The sequence below is a fragment of the Arthrobacter sp. NPDC056493 genome (genome assembly GCF_042795115.1).
Taxonomy (GTDB): domain Bacteria; phylum Actinomycetota; class Actinomycetes; order Actinomycetales; family Micrococcaceae; genus Arthrobacter.
On sequence record NZ_JBHTSL010000084.1, the window covers coordinates 1 to 19,646 of the forward strand.

Annotated in this window: 13 protein-coding genes and 1 rRNA gene; 12 read left to right on the forward strand and 2 right to left on the reverse strand. The window is 66.4% G+C overall.

Annotated elements, in window-relative coordinates:
• Positions 1-78: 78 nt before the first annotated feature.
• From ispD to rlmB, 5 genes are all read left to right on the forward strand, one after another.
• Positions 79-861: a 2-C-methyl-D-erythritol 4-phosphate cytidylyltransferase gene (ispD, locus tag ACFQ50_RS22900; RefSeq protein ID WP_377997902.1), complete on the forward strand. Its 783-nt coding sequence runs from the start codon at positions 79-81 to the stop codon at positions 859-861.
• Between the two features lie 23 nt (positions 862-884).
• Positions 885-1,397, forward strand: a complete 513-nt coding sequence (ispF, locus tag ACFQ50_RS22905; RefSeq protein ID WP_377997903.1) for a 2-C-methyl-D-erythritol 2,4-cyclodiphosphate synthase — start codon at positions 885-887, stop codon at positions 1,395-1,397.
• A 54-nt stretch (positions 1,398-1,451) separates the two neighbouring features.
• Entirely contained in the window at positions 1,452-1,778 is a 327-nt protein-coding gene (locus ACFQ50_RS22910) for a hypothetical protein (protein WP_377997904.1), read from the forward strand.
• Between the two features lie 32 nt (positions 1,779-1,810).
• Positions 1,811-3,265, forward strand: a complete 1,455-nt coding sequence (cysS, locus tag ACFQ50_RS22915; RefSeq protein WP_377997905.1) for a cysteine--tRNA ligase — start codon at positions 1,811-1,813, stop codon at positions 3,263-3,265.
• A 92-nt stretch (positions 3,266-3,357) separates the two neighbouring features.
• Positions 3,358-4,359: a 23S rRNA (guanosine(2251)-2'-O)-methyltransferase RlmB gene (gene rlmB, locus ACFQ50_RS22920; RefSeq protein ID WP_377997906.1), complete on the forward strand. Its 1,002-nt coding sequence runs from the start codon at positions 3,358-3,360 to the stop codon at positions 4,357-4,359.
• Between the two features lie 203 nt (positions 4,360-4,562).
• On the opposite strand, the gene ACFQ50_RS22925 is transcribed toward rlmB, so the two are convergent.
• Positions 4,563-5,372 carry a carbon-nitrogen hydrolase family protein gene (locus tag ACFQ50_RS22925; RefSeq protein ID WP_377997907.1) on the reverse strand — a complete coding sequence of 270 codons (810 nt, stop codon included), beginning with the start codon at positions 5,370-5,372 and terminating at the stop codon, positions 4,563-4,565.
• A 113-nt stretch (positions 5,373-5,485) separates the two neighbouring features.
• Here ACFQ50_RS22925 and glgX point away from each other — a divergent pair, with 113 nt between their 5' ends.
• The 3 genes from glgX to ACFQ50_RS22940 are packed head-to-tail and all read left to right on the forward strand — an operon-like array spanning position 5,486 to position 8,506.
• Positions 5,486-7,615 carry a glycogen debranching protein GlgX gene (gene glgX / locus ACFQ50_RS22930; protein WP_377997908.1) on the forward strand — a complete coding sequence of 710 codons (2,130 nt, stop codon included), beginning with the start codon at positions 5,486-5,488 and terminating at the stop codon, positions 7,613-7,615.
• A 17-nt stretch (positions 7,616-7,632) separates the two neighbouring features.
• Entirely contained in the window at positions 7,633-8,145 is a 513-nt protein-coding gene (locus ACFQ50_RS22935; protein ID WP_377997909.1) for a ribonuclease domain-containing protein, read from the forward strand.
• Between the two features lie 4 nt (positions 8,146-8,149).
• Entirely contained in the window at positions 8,150-8,506 is a 357-nt protein-coding gene (locus tag ACFQ50_RS22940; RefSeq protein ID WP_377997910.1) for a barstar family protein, read from the forward strand.
• A 39-nt stretch (positions 8,507-8,545) separates the two neighbouring features.
• On the opposite strand, the gene glgP is transcribed toward ACFQ50_RS22940, so the two are convergent.
• Positions 8,546-11,164 carry an alpha-glucan family phosphorylase gene (gene glgP / locus ACFQ50_RS22945; protein ID WP_377997911.1) on the reverse strand — a complete coding sequence of 873 codons (2,619 nt, stop codon included), beginning with the start codon at positions 11,162-11,164 and terminating at the stop codon, positions 8,546-8,548.
• A gap of 131 nt (positions 11,165-11,295) precedes the next feature.
• Here glgP and ACFQ50_RS22950 point away from each other — a divergent pair, with 131 nt between their 5' ends.
• The 4 genes from ACFQ50_RS22950 to ACFQ50_RS22965 all read left to right on the forward strand — a co-directional run.
• Complete coding sequence (locus ACFQ50_RS22950) at positions 11,296-13,368, forward strand: alpha-1,4-glucan--maltose-1-phosphate maltosyltransferase (protein ID WP_377997912.1); 2,073 nt, start codon at positions 11,296-11,298, stop codon at positions 13,366-13,368.
• 6 nt (positions 13,369-13,374) lie between these two features.
• Positions 13,375-15,171, forward strand: a complete 1,797-nt coding sequence (gene treS, locus ACFQ50_RS22955) for a maltose alpha-D-glucosyltransferase (RefSeq protein WP_377997913.1) — start codon at positions 13,375-13,377, stop codon at positions 15,169-15,171.
• Between the two features lies 1 nt (position 15,172).
• Positions 15,173-19,042 carry a 1,4-alpha-glucan branching enzyme gene (locus tag ACFQ50_RS22960; protein WP_377997914.1) on the forward strand — a complete coding sequence of 1,290 codons (3,870 nt, stop codon included), beginning with the start codon at positions 15,173-15,175 and terminating at the stop codon, positions 19,040-19,042.
• Positions 19,043-19,552: 510 nt separating this feature from the next.
• Positions 19,553-19,646: ribosomal RNA gene (locus ACFQ50_RS22965) — 16S ribosomal RNA — on the forward strand; the annotation flags it as partial.

Below are 19,646 nucleotides of genomic sequence, written 5' to 3' on the forward strand. Positions count from 1 at the left end.
CCCGGCGCTGGGAACGCCCTGAACTGCTACCTGGGCGGGAGATGAGCGGAAGCGCGGCTGGGACGTAGGCTAGAGCGCATGAACACTGCACCCAAGCGCCCCGTGACCGCCGTGATCCTTGTCGCCGCCGGTTCCGGGCAGAGGCTGGGTTACGGCATGCCGAAGGCTGCCGTGCCGCTGGGCGGTGAACCGATCCTGATGCATGCACTCCGCGGGATCGTCGCGGCCGGAGTCGCCAGCCAGGTGTGCATCGCGCTTCCGGCAGGGGAAGAGGAGCTTCGCCGGCTCTGCGAGGACTTCCGGGTGGAACTGGTGGACGGCGGCCCGCTCCTGACCATGGTCGACGGCGGGGCCTCCCGGGCGGATTCCGTCCGTTCCGCTCTGGCTGCTGTGGAGGACGGCACGGAAGCGGTCCTGGTCCATGACGCCGCCCGTGCCCTGACGCCGGAGCCGGTCTTCCACCGCGTGGCCCAGGCCCTGGCCGCCGGCGCCGACGCAGTGATTCCGGTGATTCCGGTGGTGGACACCGTCAAGACTGTCGCCGCCACCGAGGGCCCGGCTGCGGACATCGCACCCGAACTCGTCACCGGAACCGCCCCACGGGAGGAGCTCCGGGCGGTCCAGACCCCGCAGGGTTTCAAGCTCTCCGTACTGCGGCAGGCGCACCAGGCAGCCTCGGGCTTCGACGAGCGCCAGGCAGCCGCGGTCACCGACGACGCCATGCTGGTGGAGCTTCTCGGGGTACCGGTGCATGCCGTCCGCGGGGCAAGCCAGTCCCTGAAAATCACCACACCGCTGGACCTCATCATCGCCGAGGGGCTGCTCGAAGGCCCCCTCGGCGCCCGCTGGGTGGAAGGCTGACACACCACATGACGGAAGGCGCCATGACAGACAACGCTTCGCGGATCCCGGTGCTCCTGCCCCGGACAGGCATCGGCATCGACGTACACGCCTTTGCTCCGGACAGCGACCCGCAGCCGCTCTGGCTGGGAGGCCTCTTCTGGGAGGGGGAGCGGGGCCTCGCCGGCCATTCCGACGGCGACCCCGTGGCGCACGCCGCAGCCGACGCACTGTTCTCCGCCTGCGGGGTCGGGGACCTGGGCACCCACTTTGGCACCGACCGGCCCGAATTCGCAGGCGCTTCCGGAGTCACTCTGCTGGCCGAAGCCGCCCGCATTGTTCGGGCGGCAGGCTTCGAGATTGGCAATGTCGCCGTGCAGTTCGTGGGCAACAGGCCCAAGTTCGGCCCGCGCCGGGAAGAGTCCCAGCGCGTGCTCACCGAGGCCGCGGGCGCCCCGGTCAGCGTCACCGCCACCACCAGCGACGGTCTCGGCTTCACCGGCCGCGGCGAAGGCATTTCCGCGGTGGCCACGGCCCTGGTCTACCCGGCACCGTAGCCAAATCACCTACGCTGGAATAAGCCCCAGTACCGCAATCCCAGGAGACCCGCCGTGAAAAAGTTGCTCCCCGCCGTCGTGATCGCAGGGATGCTTCTGGCCGGCTGTGCCGGCAGCCCCCGCATGAGTGTTGAGGAGAGCTGCAAGTTCCTCCAAGGCGACACGTTCAAGCCCACGGGCAACCAGCAGCAGCAGGCCGACCAGATCGCCAAGCATTACCAGGAGGTCGCCGACAAGGTGGCCCAGGACGTCGCCGACCCCATCCAGAAGATGGCCGACATCATGAAGCAGGTGGCCAGCACCTCACTGGGAACCAAGAGCTCAGAGCAGACGACTGAACTCGCCAAACAGAACAACAGGATCGGCGAGGTCTGCAAGTAAACGGGGACAATGGCATCGGCTAATCTGGAGCGGTGACCCTGCGCTTTTACGACACTGCATCCGCCGAAGTCCGCGACTTCGTTCCCCTGGTACCGGGCAAGGTAAGCCTGTATTACTGCGGTGCCACGGTGCAGGGCATGCCGCACGTGGGACACATCCGCTCCGCCATTGCCTTCGACCAGCTCACCCGGTGGCTGGAGTACCGCGGCTTCCGCGTCACGGTGGTCCGGAACGTCACCGACATCGACGACAAGATCCTCGCCAAGTCCGAGGCCTCCTTCCACCCGGATTTCGAGCAGGAGCCCGGCTCCGTGCCGGAAGAGGAATGGTGGGCGCTGGCCTACCGGTATGAGCAGGAGTTCCTCAAGGCCTACGACATCCTCGGCGTCTCCCGGCCCACCTACGAACCGCGGGCAACCGGCCACATCCCGGAGATGCACGCGCTCATCCAGCGGCTCATCGACCGCGGGCACGCCTATCCCGCCCTCGATGACTCCGGGGACGTCTACTTCGACGTGCGGTCCTGGAACAAATACGGCGCCCTGACGCGCCAGAGGATTGACGACATGCAGGGTGCTGCCGACGCCGACCCGCGCGGCAAAAAGGACCCCCGGGACTTTGCCCTCTGGAAGGGTTACAAGGAGGGGGAGCCGACGACGGCCAGCTGGGTTTCGCCGTGGGGCACCGGCCGTCCGGGCTGGCACCTTGAATGCTCGGCGATGGTCACGAAGTACCTCGGTACCGAGTTCGACATCCACGGCGGCGGCCTGGACCTGCGTTTCCCGCACCATGAAAACGAGATGGCGCAGTCCCAAGCGGCGGGCCACGGCTTCGCGAACTTCTGGATGCACAACGGCATGGTCACCTACCAGGGCGAAAAAATGTCGAAGTCCGTCGGCAACACAATCAGCCCGGCGGAGATGCTGGAGCTCGCGCCGCCGCGCGTGGTCCGCTACTACCTCGGCCAGGCACAGTACCGCTCGGTGCTGGACTACCAGCCGACGTCACTGCAGGAGGCGGCTGCCGCCGTCGAACGCATTGGCGGCTTCGTTGCCCGCGCCTTCCGGGCGCTGTCCTCCGACGGCGCCCTGCTGTTTGGCAGCCACGGCACCGTTCCGGAGGCGTTCGCCGTTGCAATGGACGATGACCTCAACGTGCCGCAGGCCCTCGCGGTGCTGCACGACACGGTCCGCGCCGGAAACTCAGCGCTCACCGACGGGGATATGGAGGCAACGCGGCAGGCGCTGGTCAGCGTGACCGACATGCTGCGCGTGCTGGGAATCAGCGCCGCCGCGCAGCCCGCCATCGACGACCAGGCCACCAGCGCTCTCGGCACGCTGATAGAAGCGCAGCTCGCTGCACGCGCCGAAGCGCGTTCCAGGAAAGACTGGGCCGCCTCGGACGCCATCCGGGACACCCTTGCGGCAGCCGGCGTCCTGGTGGAGGACAACGCCGACGGCGCCACGTGGAGTCTCCAGCGTAGCTAGGCTTGGCGGCTCAGCGCCCGCCCGGTCAACGATTTGAGGCCAGTCAGTAGACTGGAGTCCAGACTTACTCAATACAACCAAGGGTGGAATTCATGGCCAACAAAGGTCGCCCGGGCGCAGTCCGCAAGCTCAAGAAGGGCCCCACCACCGGAACCGGTGGCCACGGCCGCAAGGCTCTCGAAGGCAAGGGGCCAACCCCCAAGGCCGAGGACCGCCCGTACCACAAGGCGCACAAGAGCAAGCAGCTCGCGGAGCGCTCCGCAGCCAAGCGACCCGGCGGTGCCGGCGGTGCCCGCAGTGCCGGTGCCCGGTCAGGCCCGAAGGGGCGTGCCACCGAAGAGGTCGTTACCGGCCGCAACTCCGTCGTGGAGGCGCTCCGCGCCGGCATTCCGGCCAAGGCTCTGCACGTTGCCATCCGCATCGAGATGGACGACCGTGTCAAGGAATCGCTGAAGATCGCCGCCGAACGTGGCATCCCGCTGCTGGAAACCGGCAAGCCCGAGCTGGACCGGATGACCGACGACGCCGTGCACCAGGGACTCGTGCTGCAGATCCCACCGTACGAGTACCAGGACGCCTACGACCTGGCCGAAGAGACCGTTGAAGGCTGGAAGAAGGGGCACATCGCGAACGCCCCGCTCTTCGTCGCCCTGGACGGCATCACGGACCCGCGCAATCTTGGCGCCATCATCCGCTCTGTCTCGGCGTTCAGCGGCCACGGCGTCATCGTCCCCGAGCGCCGCTCCGTCGGCGTCACCGCAGCCGCATGGAAGACCAGCGCCGGCGCGGCCGTCCGCGTTCCGGTGGCCCGCGCCTCCAACTTGAACAACGCCATCAAGCAGTTCAAGGACATGGGCGTCTTCGTGCTGGGGCTCGACGGCGACGGCGACGTCTCCCTGCCGGACCTCACCGTGGCCACCGAACCCGTGTGCATCGTGGTCGGCTCCGAAGGCAAGGGCCTCAGCCGCCTCGTCCGGGAGAACTGCGACCAGATCGTGTCCATCCCCATCGACTCCGCCATGGAATCCCTGAACGCCTCCATGGCCGTGGGCATCTCCCTCTACGAAGTCTCCCGGCAGCGCGCCGCCAAGTAAGCCTGCCAAACGCTCCATCAGCTTTCGCAGCGAAACGGCAAACGCTCCGTCAGCTTTTGCAGCGAAACGGCAAACGCTCCGTCAGCTTTTGCAGCGAAACGGCAAACGCTCCTTCACGTCGTGAAGGAGCGTTTGCTTTTGGCCTGCAGGATCTGAAGGAGCGTTTGCTTTTGGCCTGCAGGACCTGAGGAAGGGTTTTTTGCCTAGAACTCGCGGCGGTTGGCCAGGACCGGGAGTTTGGTGCGGGCTTCCTTGACCACGGCGGGATCCAGGTCGGCGAACAGGAGGCCGGGGGCGCCGTCGAGCTCCTGGAGGACCTCGCCGAAAGGCGAGACGACGGCGCTGTGCCCGACGCCGGTGGGTGCTGCGCCGCGGGGTTCGATGCCCTGGGTGGCGGGGTCGCCCTGGCCGCAGGCAAGGACGTAGGTGGTGGTGTCCACGGCGCGGGCTCGGGCCAGGAGCTGCCACTGGTCCACTTTTCCGGGGCCGGAACCCCACGATGCACAGACGATGTTGGCGACGGCTCCGCGGTCGGCGTTGGCCGTGAAGAGCGCGGGGAAGCGGATGTCGTAGCAGGTGGCCAGGCCAAAGGTGAGGCCGCCGACGTCGAACGTTACGGGCCCTGTCCCGGCGTCCACGGTGTCGGACTCCAGGAATCCGAAGGCGTCGAACAGGTGAACCTTGTCGTAGCCGGCGTCCACGCCCGGCCCGGTCACCAGCAGCGTGTTGCGGACTTTCGGCTGCCCGTCGGAAAGTGATGAACCCGGGGTGAACATTCCGGCAACAATCACAATCCCCAACTCGTCGGCAATCGAGCGGACGCGGCTGGCCCAGGGGCCGTCCAGAGGCTCGGCGATGTCCAGCAGGGAATTGCCGAAAGCGCGCATGGTGGCCTCGGGGAAAACGACGATCTCCGCGCCGCCGTCCTTGGCGCGGCGGGCATATTCCTCCACCACGGTGAGGTTCCCGTCCACATCCCTTCCGGTGATGATCTGGGCCAATGCAATCTTCACGAAAACCTCCAGTCGGTGCGTCCTTACAGCGTTCAGCTGTGCCGCCACGGTGCCGCACGCGTAACATGCGGGAGAAGACTGGCTATTTGGACGTGACGGCTAAGCTTTAATTGATGGTAATGCCCCTTTTAGATACAGCCTTGACGGTGGATGACTCCCAGGCCTTTCCCCTCGGGGTCAGCGAAGCGCGCCAAGGCCCGGGGGGTACATCAGGCAGCCGTGCGAACGTCGCCGTTTATGCTCCGGGCATCGCGACGCTCGAGGTGGCCTATCAGGCGCCCGGCCAGAACTGGCGGCTGCAGACCCTCTCCAGCCTCACGAACGGTCTCCACCACGGGGTGGTTGACGGTTTTCCCGTGGGATCCCGGTATGGCTTCCTCGCGGCCTCCAAGGGCGACGCAGCACCAAAGGGCGAAGAGGTGCTGCCGCTGGCAGTGCCCACCGTTGATTTTGACGACGACGGCGGCCGGCAACCGCTGTTGCTGGACCCTTACGGGCGGGCCGTCGATGAACGCGACGGATTCCTGACCAGTGTCCGGACATCGTCAGACTTCGACTGGGCCGCGGACGAGAAGCCGAACACACCGTGGCGCAACACCATCGTCTACGAGGCACACGTGCGCGGGCAAAGCATGCTCCATCCGGACATCCCGGAGTCGCTGCGCGGCACGTACGCCGGCATGGCCCATCCCGCCATGATTGAGCACCTCACGGGTCTTGGCATCACCGCCCTGCAGCTGCTCCCGGTGCATTTCCACCTGGACGAGCCCCACCTCCAGAACCTCGGACTCACCAACTATTGGGGTTACAACACGGCGGCGTTCTTTGCCCTGCACGCCGCGTACGCCACCAAGTCGGCGCAGGCAGCCGGGCCGCAGGCCGTCCAGGACGAGTTCAAGGGAATGGTTAAGCTGCTGCATGCAGCCGGCATCGAGGTCATCCTCGACGTCGTCTACAACCACACGGCCGAAGGCGGGCCGGACGGGCATACCTTGGGCTTCCGGGGCCTCGGCGAGCAGGAGTACTACCGCACCGACGGGCACGGAAAATACGTGGACACCACGGGCTGCGGAAACACACTCAACTTTGGCGAAGACCGCGTTGTCCAGATGGTGCTGGACTCGCTGCGGTACTGGGTGGACGAATTCCACATTGACGGCTTCCGCTTCGACCTCGCCGTCACCCTGTGCCGCAACGCGGCCAACGAGTTTGATCCCCGCCACCAGTTCCTTGAGAAGGTTGCCGCGGATCCCGTGCTCTCCCGCGTGAAGCTGATCGCCGAACCGTGGGACATTGGATACGGCGGCTGGCAGACCGGCCGTTTCCCCGCTGGATGGGTGGATTGGAACGACCACTACCGCGACGCCGTGCGCTCCTTCTGGGTTGCGGACCGTGCTGCCCTGGACAACGGCGGCCATGGCGGATCCGTGGCGCGGCTGGCCGATGCCCTGTCCGGCTCGGCGAGCCTGTTCGAACCGTCGGGCCGTTCCCGGCTGGCCTCGCTGAACTTCATCACCGCCCACGACGGCTTCACCATGACCGACCTCGTGTCCTACGACCGCAAGCACAACGAGGCAAACGGCGAACAGAACCGGGACGGGCACGGCGACAACCGCAGCTACAACCACGGCTTCGAGGGACGCACCGAGGACGAGGCCATCCTGGCCCGCCGCGCCCAGAGCAAGCGCAACCTCATGGCCTCGCTCATGATTTCCCTCGGCGTCCCCATGATCACTGCGGGCGACGAGCTTGGCCGCACCCAGCAGGGCAACAACAACGCCTACTGCCAGGACAACCCGCTCACGTGGGTTGACTGGACCAGCACGCCGGAATCCCATGCCATGCTCCGCAGCACCAAGCGCGTCATCCGGCTCCGGCGCGAGTTCCTGACCGCCCAGCCGCACGACTACCCCGTCCGCGACGCCCGCTCCTACCTGTACTGGTACGACCGGACCGGGCAGCCCATGTCCATGGAACGGTGGAACGACAACGGGAACCGCGTGGTTCAGCTGCTGCTCGGCTCCGATGACGGGCATGTGGCCGGGCTCATCGTGGTCAACGGCGGACCTGAGGACATCGAGGTCACCCTGCCACAGGTCACCAACGACGACGGCACCGGCAGGCGGCTGTTCGACCTCCGCCTCACCACGTCCGAGCTCCACGACCGGCGCCAGGGCACCCTCGTCGCGTCCGGTGAGCCCGACGAGGTGCAGGCCTACACCATCAACATCTACCGCACGTAAACTTCGGGGAATCAGGCATGCGCAGGCGTTGGACCATCGGAACGCTGCTGTTGGGGCTCGCCGTGGCTGCCCTCGCGGTCTTCAACCTTTTCATCGCACCGGGCGGCGCACCGCCCGCTGCGGGACCGCAGGGAACGACGACGGCGGCACCCACCTTTTCGACGTTGGCTCCCACCTTGGCGACGTCGGCACCCGCCTCAGCGTCGTCGTCGGCCGGCAAGGCAACGGGCGTGCCGAACCTGTCCGGCCTCGCGGCCATCCGGGAATCCCAACTGCCGGCCGAAGCCCGGCGGACCCTCGCCCTGATCCGGCAGGGCGGACCCTACCCTTACGCCCGTGACGGCGTGACCTTCGGCAACTTCGAGCGCATCCTGCCGCGCAAGGCGGGCGGGTACTACAAGGAGTACACGGTTCCCACGCCCGGCGAGTCGGACCGCGGAGCCCGGAGGATCGTGGCCGGACAGGCCGGCGACAACTACTACACGGCAGACCACTACGAATCGTTCAAGTTCATAGCAGAAGGCAAATAGCACCATGAAGATCTATTCCGGCGACACCTGGACCCTCGGGGAACTCAAGGACCAGGTGGCGGACGCCGGCCGCCGCAGCCTGCTGGTGCCGGCCGCCGACTCCAGGAAGTCCGTGCTCGCCGCCTTCGGCGAGGCCCTGGATTTTCCGGAGCACTTCGGCGTGAACCTGGACGCGCTCAACGACTCACTGCATGACTTCGCCGACGCCATATCCGACGACGGCGCGAAGCCGCTGACCGTCATCTGGCAGGTCCCCGCAGCCTTCCGCGGCGACCGCTCGTTCGGCATAATCTGCGAGATCCTGCAGGACGCCGAGAGCTACGCCGGCAAGGACCTCGCGGTCATAGCCGTGCTGCTCTAAACAAGGCAAAGTGGAGAGCCCGCGCCGCAACCCGGCTGGCTAGGCGTTGACGATCAGCCCCAGCTCGGCCTTGGACGCGAGGGCCTCGTGCGTGGGGAGCACCCGCACGGTGTAGCCGAAGGATCCGGAGCGGTCGATCACGATGGACCCGGCGAAGAGGTAGCGGCCGTTGCCGAGTTCCTCCTTTGCCTCCAGCTCCACCATGGTTACGTTGGCCAGTTCGTCGCTTTCGGCTGCCTGCCCGTAGGCTACCTCCACCGCCACGTCCTGCGGGGACAGGTTGTGCAGTCCCACGTAGGCATGCACCTGGAGGGTGTCGCCGATCTGCGGGTCCTCGGAGACGCCCAGCGAGTCCACGTGCTCCACATGCAGCTGCGGCCAGGCCGCGCGGACCTTGGCGACCCATGCCGCAAGCGCCTTGGCCTGCGCGTAGGAGCCTGCCACCGCTTCGCGTCCCGAAACCGCTGCCGGCCGGTAGAGGACATTGACGTAGTCCTGCAGCATCCGCTCGGCCGAGACTGCCGGGCCGAGGTGGGCCAGCGTGTGCTTGATCATGGAGACCCAGTGCGTGGGGATCTTTTCGTGGCCGGACTCGGACGGCCCTGCGGCGCCGGCGGCTTCGGAGACGGTGTTGCCGTAGAACCGCGGCGCCACCTGGGTTTCGAGCAGCTCGTACAGTGCCGCGGCCTCGATGTCGTCCCGCTCGTCGGCGGATGCGCCGTTGTTGGCTGTGGGGATCGCCCAGCCGTTTTCGCCGTCGTACATTTCATCCCACCAGCCGTCCAGGACGGACAGGTTCAGGGATCCGTTGATCGCGGCCTTCATGCCTGAGGTGCCGCAGGCCTCAAGCGGACGCAGCGGGTTGTTCAGCCAGACGTCGCAGCCGGGGAACAGCGTGCGGGCCATGGCGATGTCGTAGTTCGGCAGGAAGACGATCCGGTGCCGGACCGCGGGATCGTCGGTGAAGCGGACCAGGTCCTGGATCATCTTCTTGCCGGCGTCGTCCGCGGGGTGGGACTTGCCGGCGATGACCAGCTGGATGGGGTGTTCCTTGTGCAGCAGCAGGGCCTTCAGCCGCGCCGGGTCCCGCAGCATGAGGGTCAGCCGCTTGTAGGTGGGCACGCGCCGGGCGAACCCGATGGTCAGGACGTCCGGGTCCAGCACCGAGTCGGTCCATGCCAGCTCGGCATCGGCGGCACCGCGCTTCTTCCACGCAGCCCGCAGCCGGCGCCGCACATCCTCCACCAGCGAAACGCGCATCTCACGCCGGAGTGCCCACACTTCGGCGTCGGAGACGTTGTAGGCGAGGTCCCAGCGGCCCATCACCTCGGCTTCGGGCCCGAACCGCTCCCGGGCGAGCTTCGCGATGCGGGGATCCACCCACGTGGGCACGTGCACGCCGTTGGTCACGGAGGTGATGGGCACCTCCGAGTGGTCGAAGCCCGGCCACAGCGCCGAGAACATGCCGCGCGAGACTTCGCCGTGAAGCTTGGCCACACCATTGGCGCGCTGTGCGAGGCGCAGGCCCATCACGGCCATGTTGAAGACGAAGGGGTTGCCTTCGCTGAAGTCCTCCCGGCCCAGGTCGAGGATGCGTGAGGTGGGAACGTCCGGCGCCAGGCCAGCCTCGAAGAAGTGCTGGATCTGTGCTGCTTCGAAACGGTCAATGCCGGCCGGAACAGGCGTGTGGGTTGTGAACACCGTGGACGAGCGTCCGGCGGCCAGCGCCTCGTCGAACGTGAGCGCCTGCTCGCCGGACATGAGCTCCTGGATCCGTTCGATGCCGAGGAAGCCGGCGTGGCCCTCATTCGTGTGGAACACCTCGGGCGCCGGCGTGCCGGTGAGCTTCTGGTAGGCGCGCAGCGCCTTGACGCCGCCCATGCCCAGCAGCAGTTCCTGCTGCAGCCGGTGGTCGCCGCCGCCGCCGTACAGGCGGTCGGTGATGCTGCGGGCGGCGTCGTCGTTTCCGGGGACGTTGGAGTCAAGCAGCAGGAGGGGGACGCGTCCGACGTCGGCACGCCAGATATGTGCCGCAAGGTGCCGCCCGTTGGGCAGCGGGAGGGAAATTTCCAGCGGCTTGCCGTTGCCGTCCGCGGCCGGTTCCCGCAGCAGGGTGAGGGGCAGTCCGTCGGGGTCGATGACCGGGTAGGTCTCCTGCTGCCATGCATCCCGGGAGAGCGACTGCTTGAAGTAGCCGGCCTGGTAGAGCAGCCCGACGCCGATCAGCGGCACCCCGAGGTCGGACGCGGCCTTCAGGTGGTCGCCGGCGAGGATGCCGAGGCCGCCGGAGTACTGGGGCAGGACCTCAGTGATGCCGAATTCGGGCGAGAAGTAGGCAATGGAGGCAGGGGCGTCGCTGCCCAGGCCCTGGTACCAGCGGGGCTCGGTGAGGTACCGGTCCAGGTCCGCGGCTGCCGCCTGGACCTTGGCCACCACGTCCTGGTCCGTCGCGAGCCGGTGCATGTCTTCGCGGCCAACCAGGCCCAGGAAGCTGACCGGATCGTTGCCGCATTGGGCCCAGACGCGCGGGTTCAGGCTTTCGAACAGTTCCCGGGTGGGACGGTGCCAAGACCAGCGGAGGTTGGTCGCCAACCGGGCCAGCGGCCGGATCGGTTCGGGGAGAACGGTACGGACTGTAAATCTGCGGATTGCCTTCACCTGCGCCACACTAACCGACTGGGTGAACGGCAGGAACCGCTTTTGATTACTTTCCGGTAAATGACGAATCGCTTCATTAATTAAGTTCGCAGGCTTAGCAATCCGCCCCATTTCTCGCTAACGTCGAGCCTGTGACGACAAACACGCGAACCACCGCCCCAGCAAAGCAAACGCCGAAAGTTTCGATCACGGAAGGCCTTCTGTTTGGCCGTTTCCCTATCACGGACGTTCAGCCTGTTGTCGAAGGGGGGAAGTTCCCGGCCAAGGCGCTGCCCGGTGAAGGAATCGTGGTCAGCGCCCGGTCCTTCCGGGAGGGCCACGACCAGTTGGGCGTGAGCGCGGTCCTCCTTGACCCGGAGGGCAACGAGCGCCAGCGGACCCGGCTCCAGCCGCCGTCCGGTGACCGCGGCAAGGGAACCGACCTCTGGGAAGGCCTGCTCAGCCCGGATTCCACCGGAACCTGGTCCTTCGTCATCGAGGCCTGGCACGACCGCTACGGCACCTGGCACCACAACGCCGAGGTCAAGGTGGACGCGGGCATCGACGTCGAACTGATGCTTGCCGAGGGCGCCGCACTGCTGTCGCAGGGCGCCGAGGAACCCGCCCGGAATGATGCCGACCGGCAGACGCTGCGCTCCGCAGCCACCGTCCTCGCGGACACCTCCCTTTCGCCCGAGGACCGCCTCGCCGCCGGTTTCAGCCGGGAGGTCGCAGGCGTGGTTGACCGCGAACCCATCCGTGAGCTCGTCACCCTCTCCGAACGGTTTCCCCTGCTGGTTGAGCGGGACCGCGCAGGCCGCGGGTCCTGGTACGAGTTCTTCCCGAGGTCCGAAGGCGCGGTGCGCGACCCCGGCACGGGGGCCTGGACGTCCGGCAATTTCCGGACCGCCGCCAACCGGCTGGACGCCGTGGCCGGGATGGGCTTTGACGTCATCTACATGCCGCCGATCCACCCGATCGGCATCCAGCACCGGAAAGGTCCCAACAACACGCTGATTGCCGGCCCGAACGATCCCGGTTCGCCGTGGGCCATCGGTGCCAAGGAAGGCGGGCACGACGCCATCCACCCGGACCTTGGAACCTTCGAGGACTTCGATGCCTTCGTGGCGCGGGCTAATGAGCTCAACCTCGAAGTCGCACTCGACCTGGCACTCCAGGCTGCCCCGGACCACCCCTGGGTCACCGAGCACCCGGCATGGTTCACCACCCGCGTGGACGGCAGCATCGCCTACGCCGAAAACCCCCCGAAGAAGTACCAGGACATCTACCCGCTCAACTTCGACAACGACCCCGAGGGCCTGTCCAAGGAAATCCTGCGGATCGTCCTGCTCTGGGTCAGCCACGGTGTCAGGATCTTCCGGGTGGACAACCCGCACACCAAGCCCGTCTGGTTCTGGGAGTGGCTCATCGCCGAGGTGAACAAGAAGGACGCCGGCGTCGTCTTCCTGGCCGAGGCCTTTACCCGCCCCGCCATGATGCACGCCCTGGGCAGGGCCGGCTTCCAGCAGTCCTACACCTACTTCACGTGGCGCAACACCAAGAAGGAGCTGGAGGAGTACTTCCACCACGTCAGCCACGAGTCGGCTGCCTTCTTCCGGCCGAACTTCTTCGTCAACACCCCGGACATCCTCACGGAATACCTGCAGTACGGCGGGCCGGCGGCGTTCAAGATCCGGGCCGCACTGGCGGCAACCGCCAGCCCGCTGTGGGGCGTGTACGCCGGCTACGAACTGTACGAGCACGTGGCCCGGCCGGGTGCTGAGGAGTACATCGACAACGAAAAGTTTGAGTACAAGGCCCGTGACTGGGAGGCTGCCTCCGCCTCCGGCCGGACCCTCGCCCCGTACCTCACCAGGCTGAACGAAATCCGCAGGGCCCACCCGGCGCTGGGGGACCTGCAGAACCTCACCGTGCACCAGTGCACGGACGACGCCACGGTGGTCTACTCCAAGCACAAAACCCTCCCGGACGGCACCAGGGACACCATCATCGTGGTGGCGAACGTGGACCCGCACAGTGCGAGGGAGGGCATGGTGTCGCTGGACCTGTCCGTGCTGGGGCTCGATCCGGCCGACCTCACCCCGAACGGCGGGTTCTGGGTGGATGACCTGATCTCCGGAGAGTCGTGGGAGTGGGGGGAGTACAACTACGTGAGGCTGGACGCGCACGTGGAACCGGTACATGTCCTGAGCATCCGGAGGTAGCCGCCAGTGACCTTCAGTCCGCAGAGCCCCACCCAGCACTTCACCCCCAAGAGCACGTTCGAGCTCAATGCGCCTGGGTTGCAGCATGATCCGCTGTGGTACCGGAAAGCGGTTTTCTATGAGGTGCTGGTCCGGGGCTTTGCGGACGCCAACGGCGACGGTTCAGGCGACTTCCACGGGCTGATCGAGAAACTCGATTACCTGCAGTGGCTCGGCGTGGACTGCCTGTGGCTGCCGCCGTTCTTCCAGTCACCCCTGCGGGACGGCGGCTATGACATCTCGGACTACAACTCCGTCCTGGACGAGTTCGGCACCATCAGCGACTTCAAACGGCTGGTGGCCGAGGCACATGCACGCGGCGTCCGGGTCATCATCGACCTCCCGCTGAACCATACGTCGGACCAGCACCCCTGGTTCCAGGAATCCCGGAAGGACCCCGACGGTCCCTTCGGCGACTTCTATGTGTGGAGCGACACGGACGAGAAATACCAGGACGCACGCATCATCTTCGTGGACACGGAGGAATCCAACTGGACCTTCGACCCCATCCGGCGGCAGTTCTTCTGGCACCGGTTCTTCAGCCACCAGCCCGACCTGAACTTCGAGAACCCGAAGGTCATCGACGCCGTGTTCGACGTCGTGCGGTTCTGGCTGGACCAGGGCATCGACGGGTTCCGGGCGGACGCCATCCCGTACCTCTACGAGGAGGAGGGGACCAACTGCGAAAACCTCCCGGCGACGCACGAATTCCTGCGGCAGCTGCGGAAGATGGTGGACGAAAGCTACCCGGGCCGCGTGATCATCGCCGAGGCCAACCAGCCGCCCAACGAGGTGGTGGAGTACTTCGGCACCGTGGAGGAACCGGAATGCCACATGGCCTTCCACTTTCCGATCATGCCGCGGCTTTACTACGCCCTGCGTGACCAGAAGGCCGCCCCCATCATTGAGACCATGCATGACACGCCGGACATTCCGGAAGGTGCGCAGTGGGGAACATTCCTGCGCAACCACGACGAACTGACGCTCGAAATGGTCACCGCCGATGAGCGGGCCGCCATGCTCGGCTGGTACGCGCCGGACCCGCGCATGCGGGCCAACATCGGTATCCGGCGCAGGCTGGCGCCGCTGCTGGACAATTCCCGGGCGGAAATCGAGCTCATCAACGCCCTGCTGCTGTCCCTGCCGGGCAGCCCGTTCCTCTATTACGGCGACGAGATCGGGATGGGCGACAACATCTGGCTCGAAGACCGTGACGCGGTCCGCACCCCCATGCAGTGGAACCCCGACCGCAATGCCGGGTTCTCCAACGCCGACCCGGGCAAGCTGTACCTGCCGGTGATCCAGTCCCTGGTCTACAACTACGCCATGGCCAACGTGGAGGCCGAAGCCGCGCATTCCGGATCGCTGCTGCGCTGGACACGGCAGATCCTCAGCGTGCGGAAGAACCACCCGGCGTTCGGGCTCGGGGCGTTCAGGCACGTTGAGGCCGACCACGAGGTGGTGCTGGCCTACCTCCGCGAACTTCCGGAGGGCAACGCGGCCGGCGAACCGGCGGAATCCATCCTCTGCGTCTTCAACCTGTCCCAGCATCCGGTGTCCTCCACCCTGAGGCTTCCGGACTTTTCCGGCCGGGGCCTGCGGGACGTCTTTGGCGGCCAGCCGTTTCCCGGCATCAGCGACGACGGGCAGCTGACGCTGACCCTGGGCAGCCATGACTTCTTCTGGCTGCGCCTGCGGTCCGCTGCTTCCAACCCCGCTTCACCCTTTACCCAAGCGATGCCGATACTGTCGATTGAGGGATGAGATGACCCAAACCACACTGACCCCCACACTCGAGCAACTGCTCCGCGACTGGCTGCCGGCCCAGAGGTGGTTCCCGGTAAAGACCCCGGACTTCACCCTGGCGCCGGTGGGCGGCCTGGTCCTGAACGACGCCGCCGGCCAGGCGGGCCTGGAGGTGTTCCTCGCGTCCGTCGCGTCTAAAACGGCCGACGGCGTCTCCCGCACCGACGTTGTGCAGATCCCGCTTAGCTACCGCAGCCAGCCGCTGCCGGGCGCCGAACGGGCTCTGATCGGTGAAAGCGACGATGCGGAACAGGGGCACCGCTGGGTCTACGACGCCGTCCACGACCCCGCATTCATTGCCGCATGGCTGGACCTGATCCGCAGACAGGAGACCGCCGGCACCGCCAGCGGCCATGTCTCAGGGGCCGGCCAGCCGCTGCCGCAGGCCACCGGAAGAGTCCGTGTCCTGTCCGGCGAACAGTCCAACACGTCGGTGATCGTGGACGACGGCGACTCCGCGGCCATCGTGAAGTTCTTCCGCGTGCTTTCGGCCGGGCACAACCCGGAGGTGGAGGTCGGGGCCGCCCTGTCTGCGGCCCGCACCCCGGAGGTCCCTGCCACGCTGGGCTGGGTCACGGGCGAGTGGTACCCGCAGGGTCAACTTCCCCAGGCTGAGTCCGCGCCGGGCGGACCTGTCCAGGGCGAACTGGCGGTGGCCCACGAATTCCTGGCCGGCGGCCGGGACGCATGGCGGCTCGCCGTTGACGCGGCGGCCGGGGGAGTGGACTTCACGGCCGAGGCGCATGCCCTTGGCCGTGCGACGGCCACTGTCCACCGGAGGCTCGCCGAGACGCTGGGAGTTTCGGCCGAGGCGGTTCCTGGCAGGGATATCGCCCCCGGAGTAGCCCAGCGCGTGCGTCAGATGTGGGCGGAGGCGGGGCCCGCCGTCGGACCTTACGAAGACGGGTTGGAAAGCCTGCTCAGCCGCCTGGAGGGAACGCCCGCCGGAGCGCTTCAGCGCATCCACGGGGACCTGCACCTTGGCCAGATCCTCCAGGTTCCCGGTTCCGAAGGCGGCCAAGACCGGTGGGCCATCCTTGACTTCGAGGGGGAGCCGCTCCGGCCGATCTCCGAGCGCAACTTCCCCGACGCCCCGCTCCGGGATGTGACGGGCATGCTGCGCTCCTTTGACTACGCGGCGGGTGCCGCCGAACGGGAACAGCCGGACGCCCGCGTTCCCGAGTCATGGGTGGACGACTGCACCGAGGCCTTCCTGGCAGGCTACGCGGAAGTAACGCCCGGAACGGTGGACCGTAATTCGCCCCTCTTTGTGGCATTGTGGCTGGACAAGGCGCTTTACGAAGTCGTGTACGAGTTGCGCAACCGGCCGGGCTGGCTGGCCATTCCGGCGAATGCGGCCAGGCGGCTCCTCAGCACTACAAGCTCCGGCGAACCGGCCGGAGCAGCAGCGGAAGGTAAGAAGATGACAGGCTCTGCACACACCGACAGCCCCCACGCACCGTTGCACGTGGACGCACACACGCTTTCACGCGTCGCGGCCGGTGAACACCACGCCCCACACTCGGTGCTTGGTGCCCATTTGGACAACTACGGCCACGTGACCATCCGCACCGTCAAGCACCTGGCCGAAGCGGTCAACGTGGTGACGCAGTCCGGAACCGTGCCCATGACCCACGAGGCTGACGGCGTCTGGGTGGCGGTACTCGAGCCGTTGCAGCACGGCCATGTGCCGGACTACCGGCTTGAGGTGACCTACGAAGGTGCCGAACCGATCACCGTGGATGACCCGTACCGCTACCTTCCCACCGTGGGCGAAGTGGACCTGCACCTGATCGGGGAAGGACGCCACGAGACGCTCTGGACCGTGCTGGGCGCCCACATGCAGCACTACAAGTCGTCGCTGGGCGACATTGACGGCGTGTCCTTTGCCGTGTGGGCCCCGAACGCCGAAGCGGTCCGGGTCAAGGGCGATTTCAACGCCTGGGACGGTCGGGAAAACTCGCTGCGGTCCCTGGGCTCCTCGGGCGTCTGGGAGCTGTTCATCCCGGGTGTCCCGGCCGGCGCCTGCTACAAGTACGAAATCAAGACCAAGGGCGGCTACTGGGTGGAAAAGGCCGATCCGCTGGCCTTCGGCACCGAGGTGCCCCCGCTCACCGCTTCGCGGGTTGTCGAGTCCCACTACCGGTTCCAGGATGCCGACTGGATGAAGGAACGCGCAGCACGGGATCCGCACAACTCGCCGATGAGCGTCTACGAGGTCCACCTTGGATCCTGGCGGCTGGGGCTCAGCTACCGCGAGCTGGCCAAGGAACTCGTGGAGTACGTGAAGTGGCTCGGCTTCAGCCATGTCGAGTTCATGCCCGTGGCCGAGCACCCCTTCGGCGGCTCCTGGGGCTACCAGGTCACCTCCTACTACGCGCCCACGTCCCGCTTCGGGCATCCCGATGAGTTCCGCTTCCTCGTGGACTCGCTGCACCAGGCAGGCATCGGGGTGATCCTGGACTGGGTGCCGGCGCACTTCCCGAAGGACAACTGGGCGCTGGCGCAGTTTGACGGGCAGCCGCTCTACGAACACGCTGACCCGAACCTTGGCGAGCACCCGGACTGGGGCACCCTCATCTTCGACTTCGGGCGCACCGAAGTGCGGAACTTCCTTGTGGCCAACGCCCTGTACTGGCTCGATGAGTTCCACATTGACGGCCTGCGGGTGGACGCGGTGGCGTCCATGCTGTACCTGGACTACTCGCGGGAACACGGCCAGTGGCAGCCCAACCGCTTCGGCGGACGCGAGAACCTGGAGGCTATCTCGTTCCTCCAGGAGGCCAACGCCACGGTGTACAAGACCCACCCCGGCGCTGTGATGATCGCGGAAGAATCAACGGCGTTCCCCGGCGTCACCGCGCCCACCAGCCAGGGCGGGCTCGGCTTCGGCCTGAAGTGGAACATGGGCTGGATGCACGACTCGCTCAAGTACGCCTCCGAGGACCCGGTCAACCGCAAGTGGCACCACGGGACGGTCACGTTCTCCATGGTCTACGCGTTCACCGAGAACTTCCTGCTGCCCATCAGCCATGATGAGGTTGTCCACGGCAAGGGCTCCATGCTCCGCAAGATGCCCGGTGACCGCTGGCAGCAGCTGGCCAACCTCCGTGCCTTCCTCGGCTACCAGTGGGCGCACCCCGGCAAGCAGCTGATCTTCATGGGCACCGAATTCGGCCAGGAAGCCGAGTGGTCCGAACAGCACGGCCTCGACTGGTGGCTCGCTGAGATCCCGGCACACCGTGGCGTCCAGCTGCTGCTCAAGGACCTGAACGGGCTTTACAGGTCAACGCCGGCGCTGTACTCCCGGGACAACGAACCGGGCGGTTTCCAGTGGATCAACGGTGCCGACGCCGACCGCAACGTGCTGACCTTTGTCCGTTGGGATACCGAGGGCAACCCGCTGGTCTGCGCCGTCAACTTCTCCGGCGGCCCGCACAAGGAGTACGCACTGGGAGTGCCGTCCGCCGGTGCGTGGACCGAGGTGCTGAACACAGACTCCGAGGAGTACGGCGGATCGGGTGTCCTCAACGGCGGCACGCTGGCCGCGGAGGACGAAGGCATAGACGGCCAGCCGGCCACCCTGACGGTTACGCTGCCTCCGCTGGGCGCCGCGTACTTCCGCCCGTCGGATTCCAGCGTGATCACTACGCCCGCCGCAGCCAGGGCCAAAGCCACTGAGGCTGAATCCATCTTTGCTGGGCCCACGGCTGCTGAAACGCAGGCTGCTGGGACGCAGGCTGCTGCACCCGGCGTTGCTGAAACGAAGGGCGCTGAGCCAACGGCTAAGACGGGGAAGTCGGCCTTGCCCGGCGGGCCCCTCGTCTGAGTCCCGGCGGTGCGCTGACGTGAGCCCCGGCGGACCGCAGGTCTGAGACCCGGCCGAGGTCCCCGAGCGGGCGGGTTTCACTAGACGGAGGCCCCGGAATCCCTGAGGATTCCGGGGCCTCCCGGCGTTGCTGTGGCCCAGTTGGCATTCCGCCAAGGTAGTGGTAGAGTTTATTTCCGCGCCGCTCCCCGGAGCGAGTCGGCAAGTTGATCCGGAAGCCACAGGCTGTGCCGGACGGAAACCGCCGATTTGACTCGGATGAAGCGAGCGGGTAAGTTTGAAAAGTTGCTCCGGAGCGATCCTGAATGTTTGGTTTGGGTGGTGCCGGGTGTGTCTGTTGTTTGAGAACTCAATAGTGTGCCAAGTTTATTGATACCGATTTTTTATGAATTGGTTGGATTGGCCGGGCTGTCCACGTTCGTGGGTGGTCTGGTTTTTACAGCTGGTTTCAAATTTTGTGCAGCCGGGTGTGGTGTTATTTCCATTGTGCCTGGTTGTGTCTGTTTTACTTCAACGGAGAGTTTGATCCTGGCTCAGGATGAACGCTGGCGGCGTGCTTAACACATGCAAGTCGAACGATGATCCGGTGCTTGCACCGGGGATT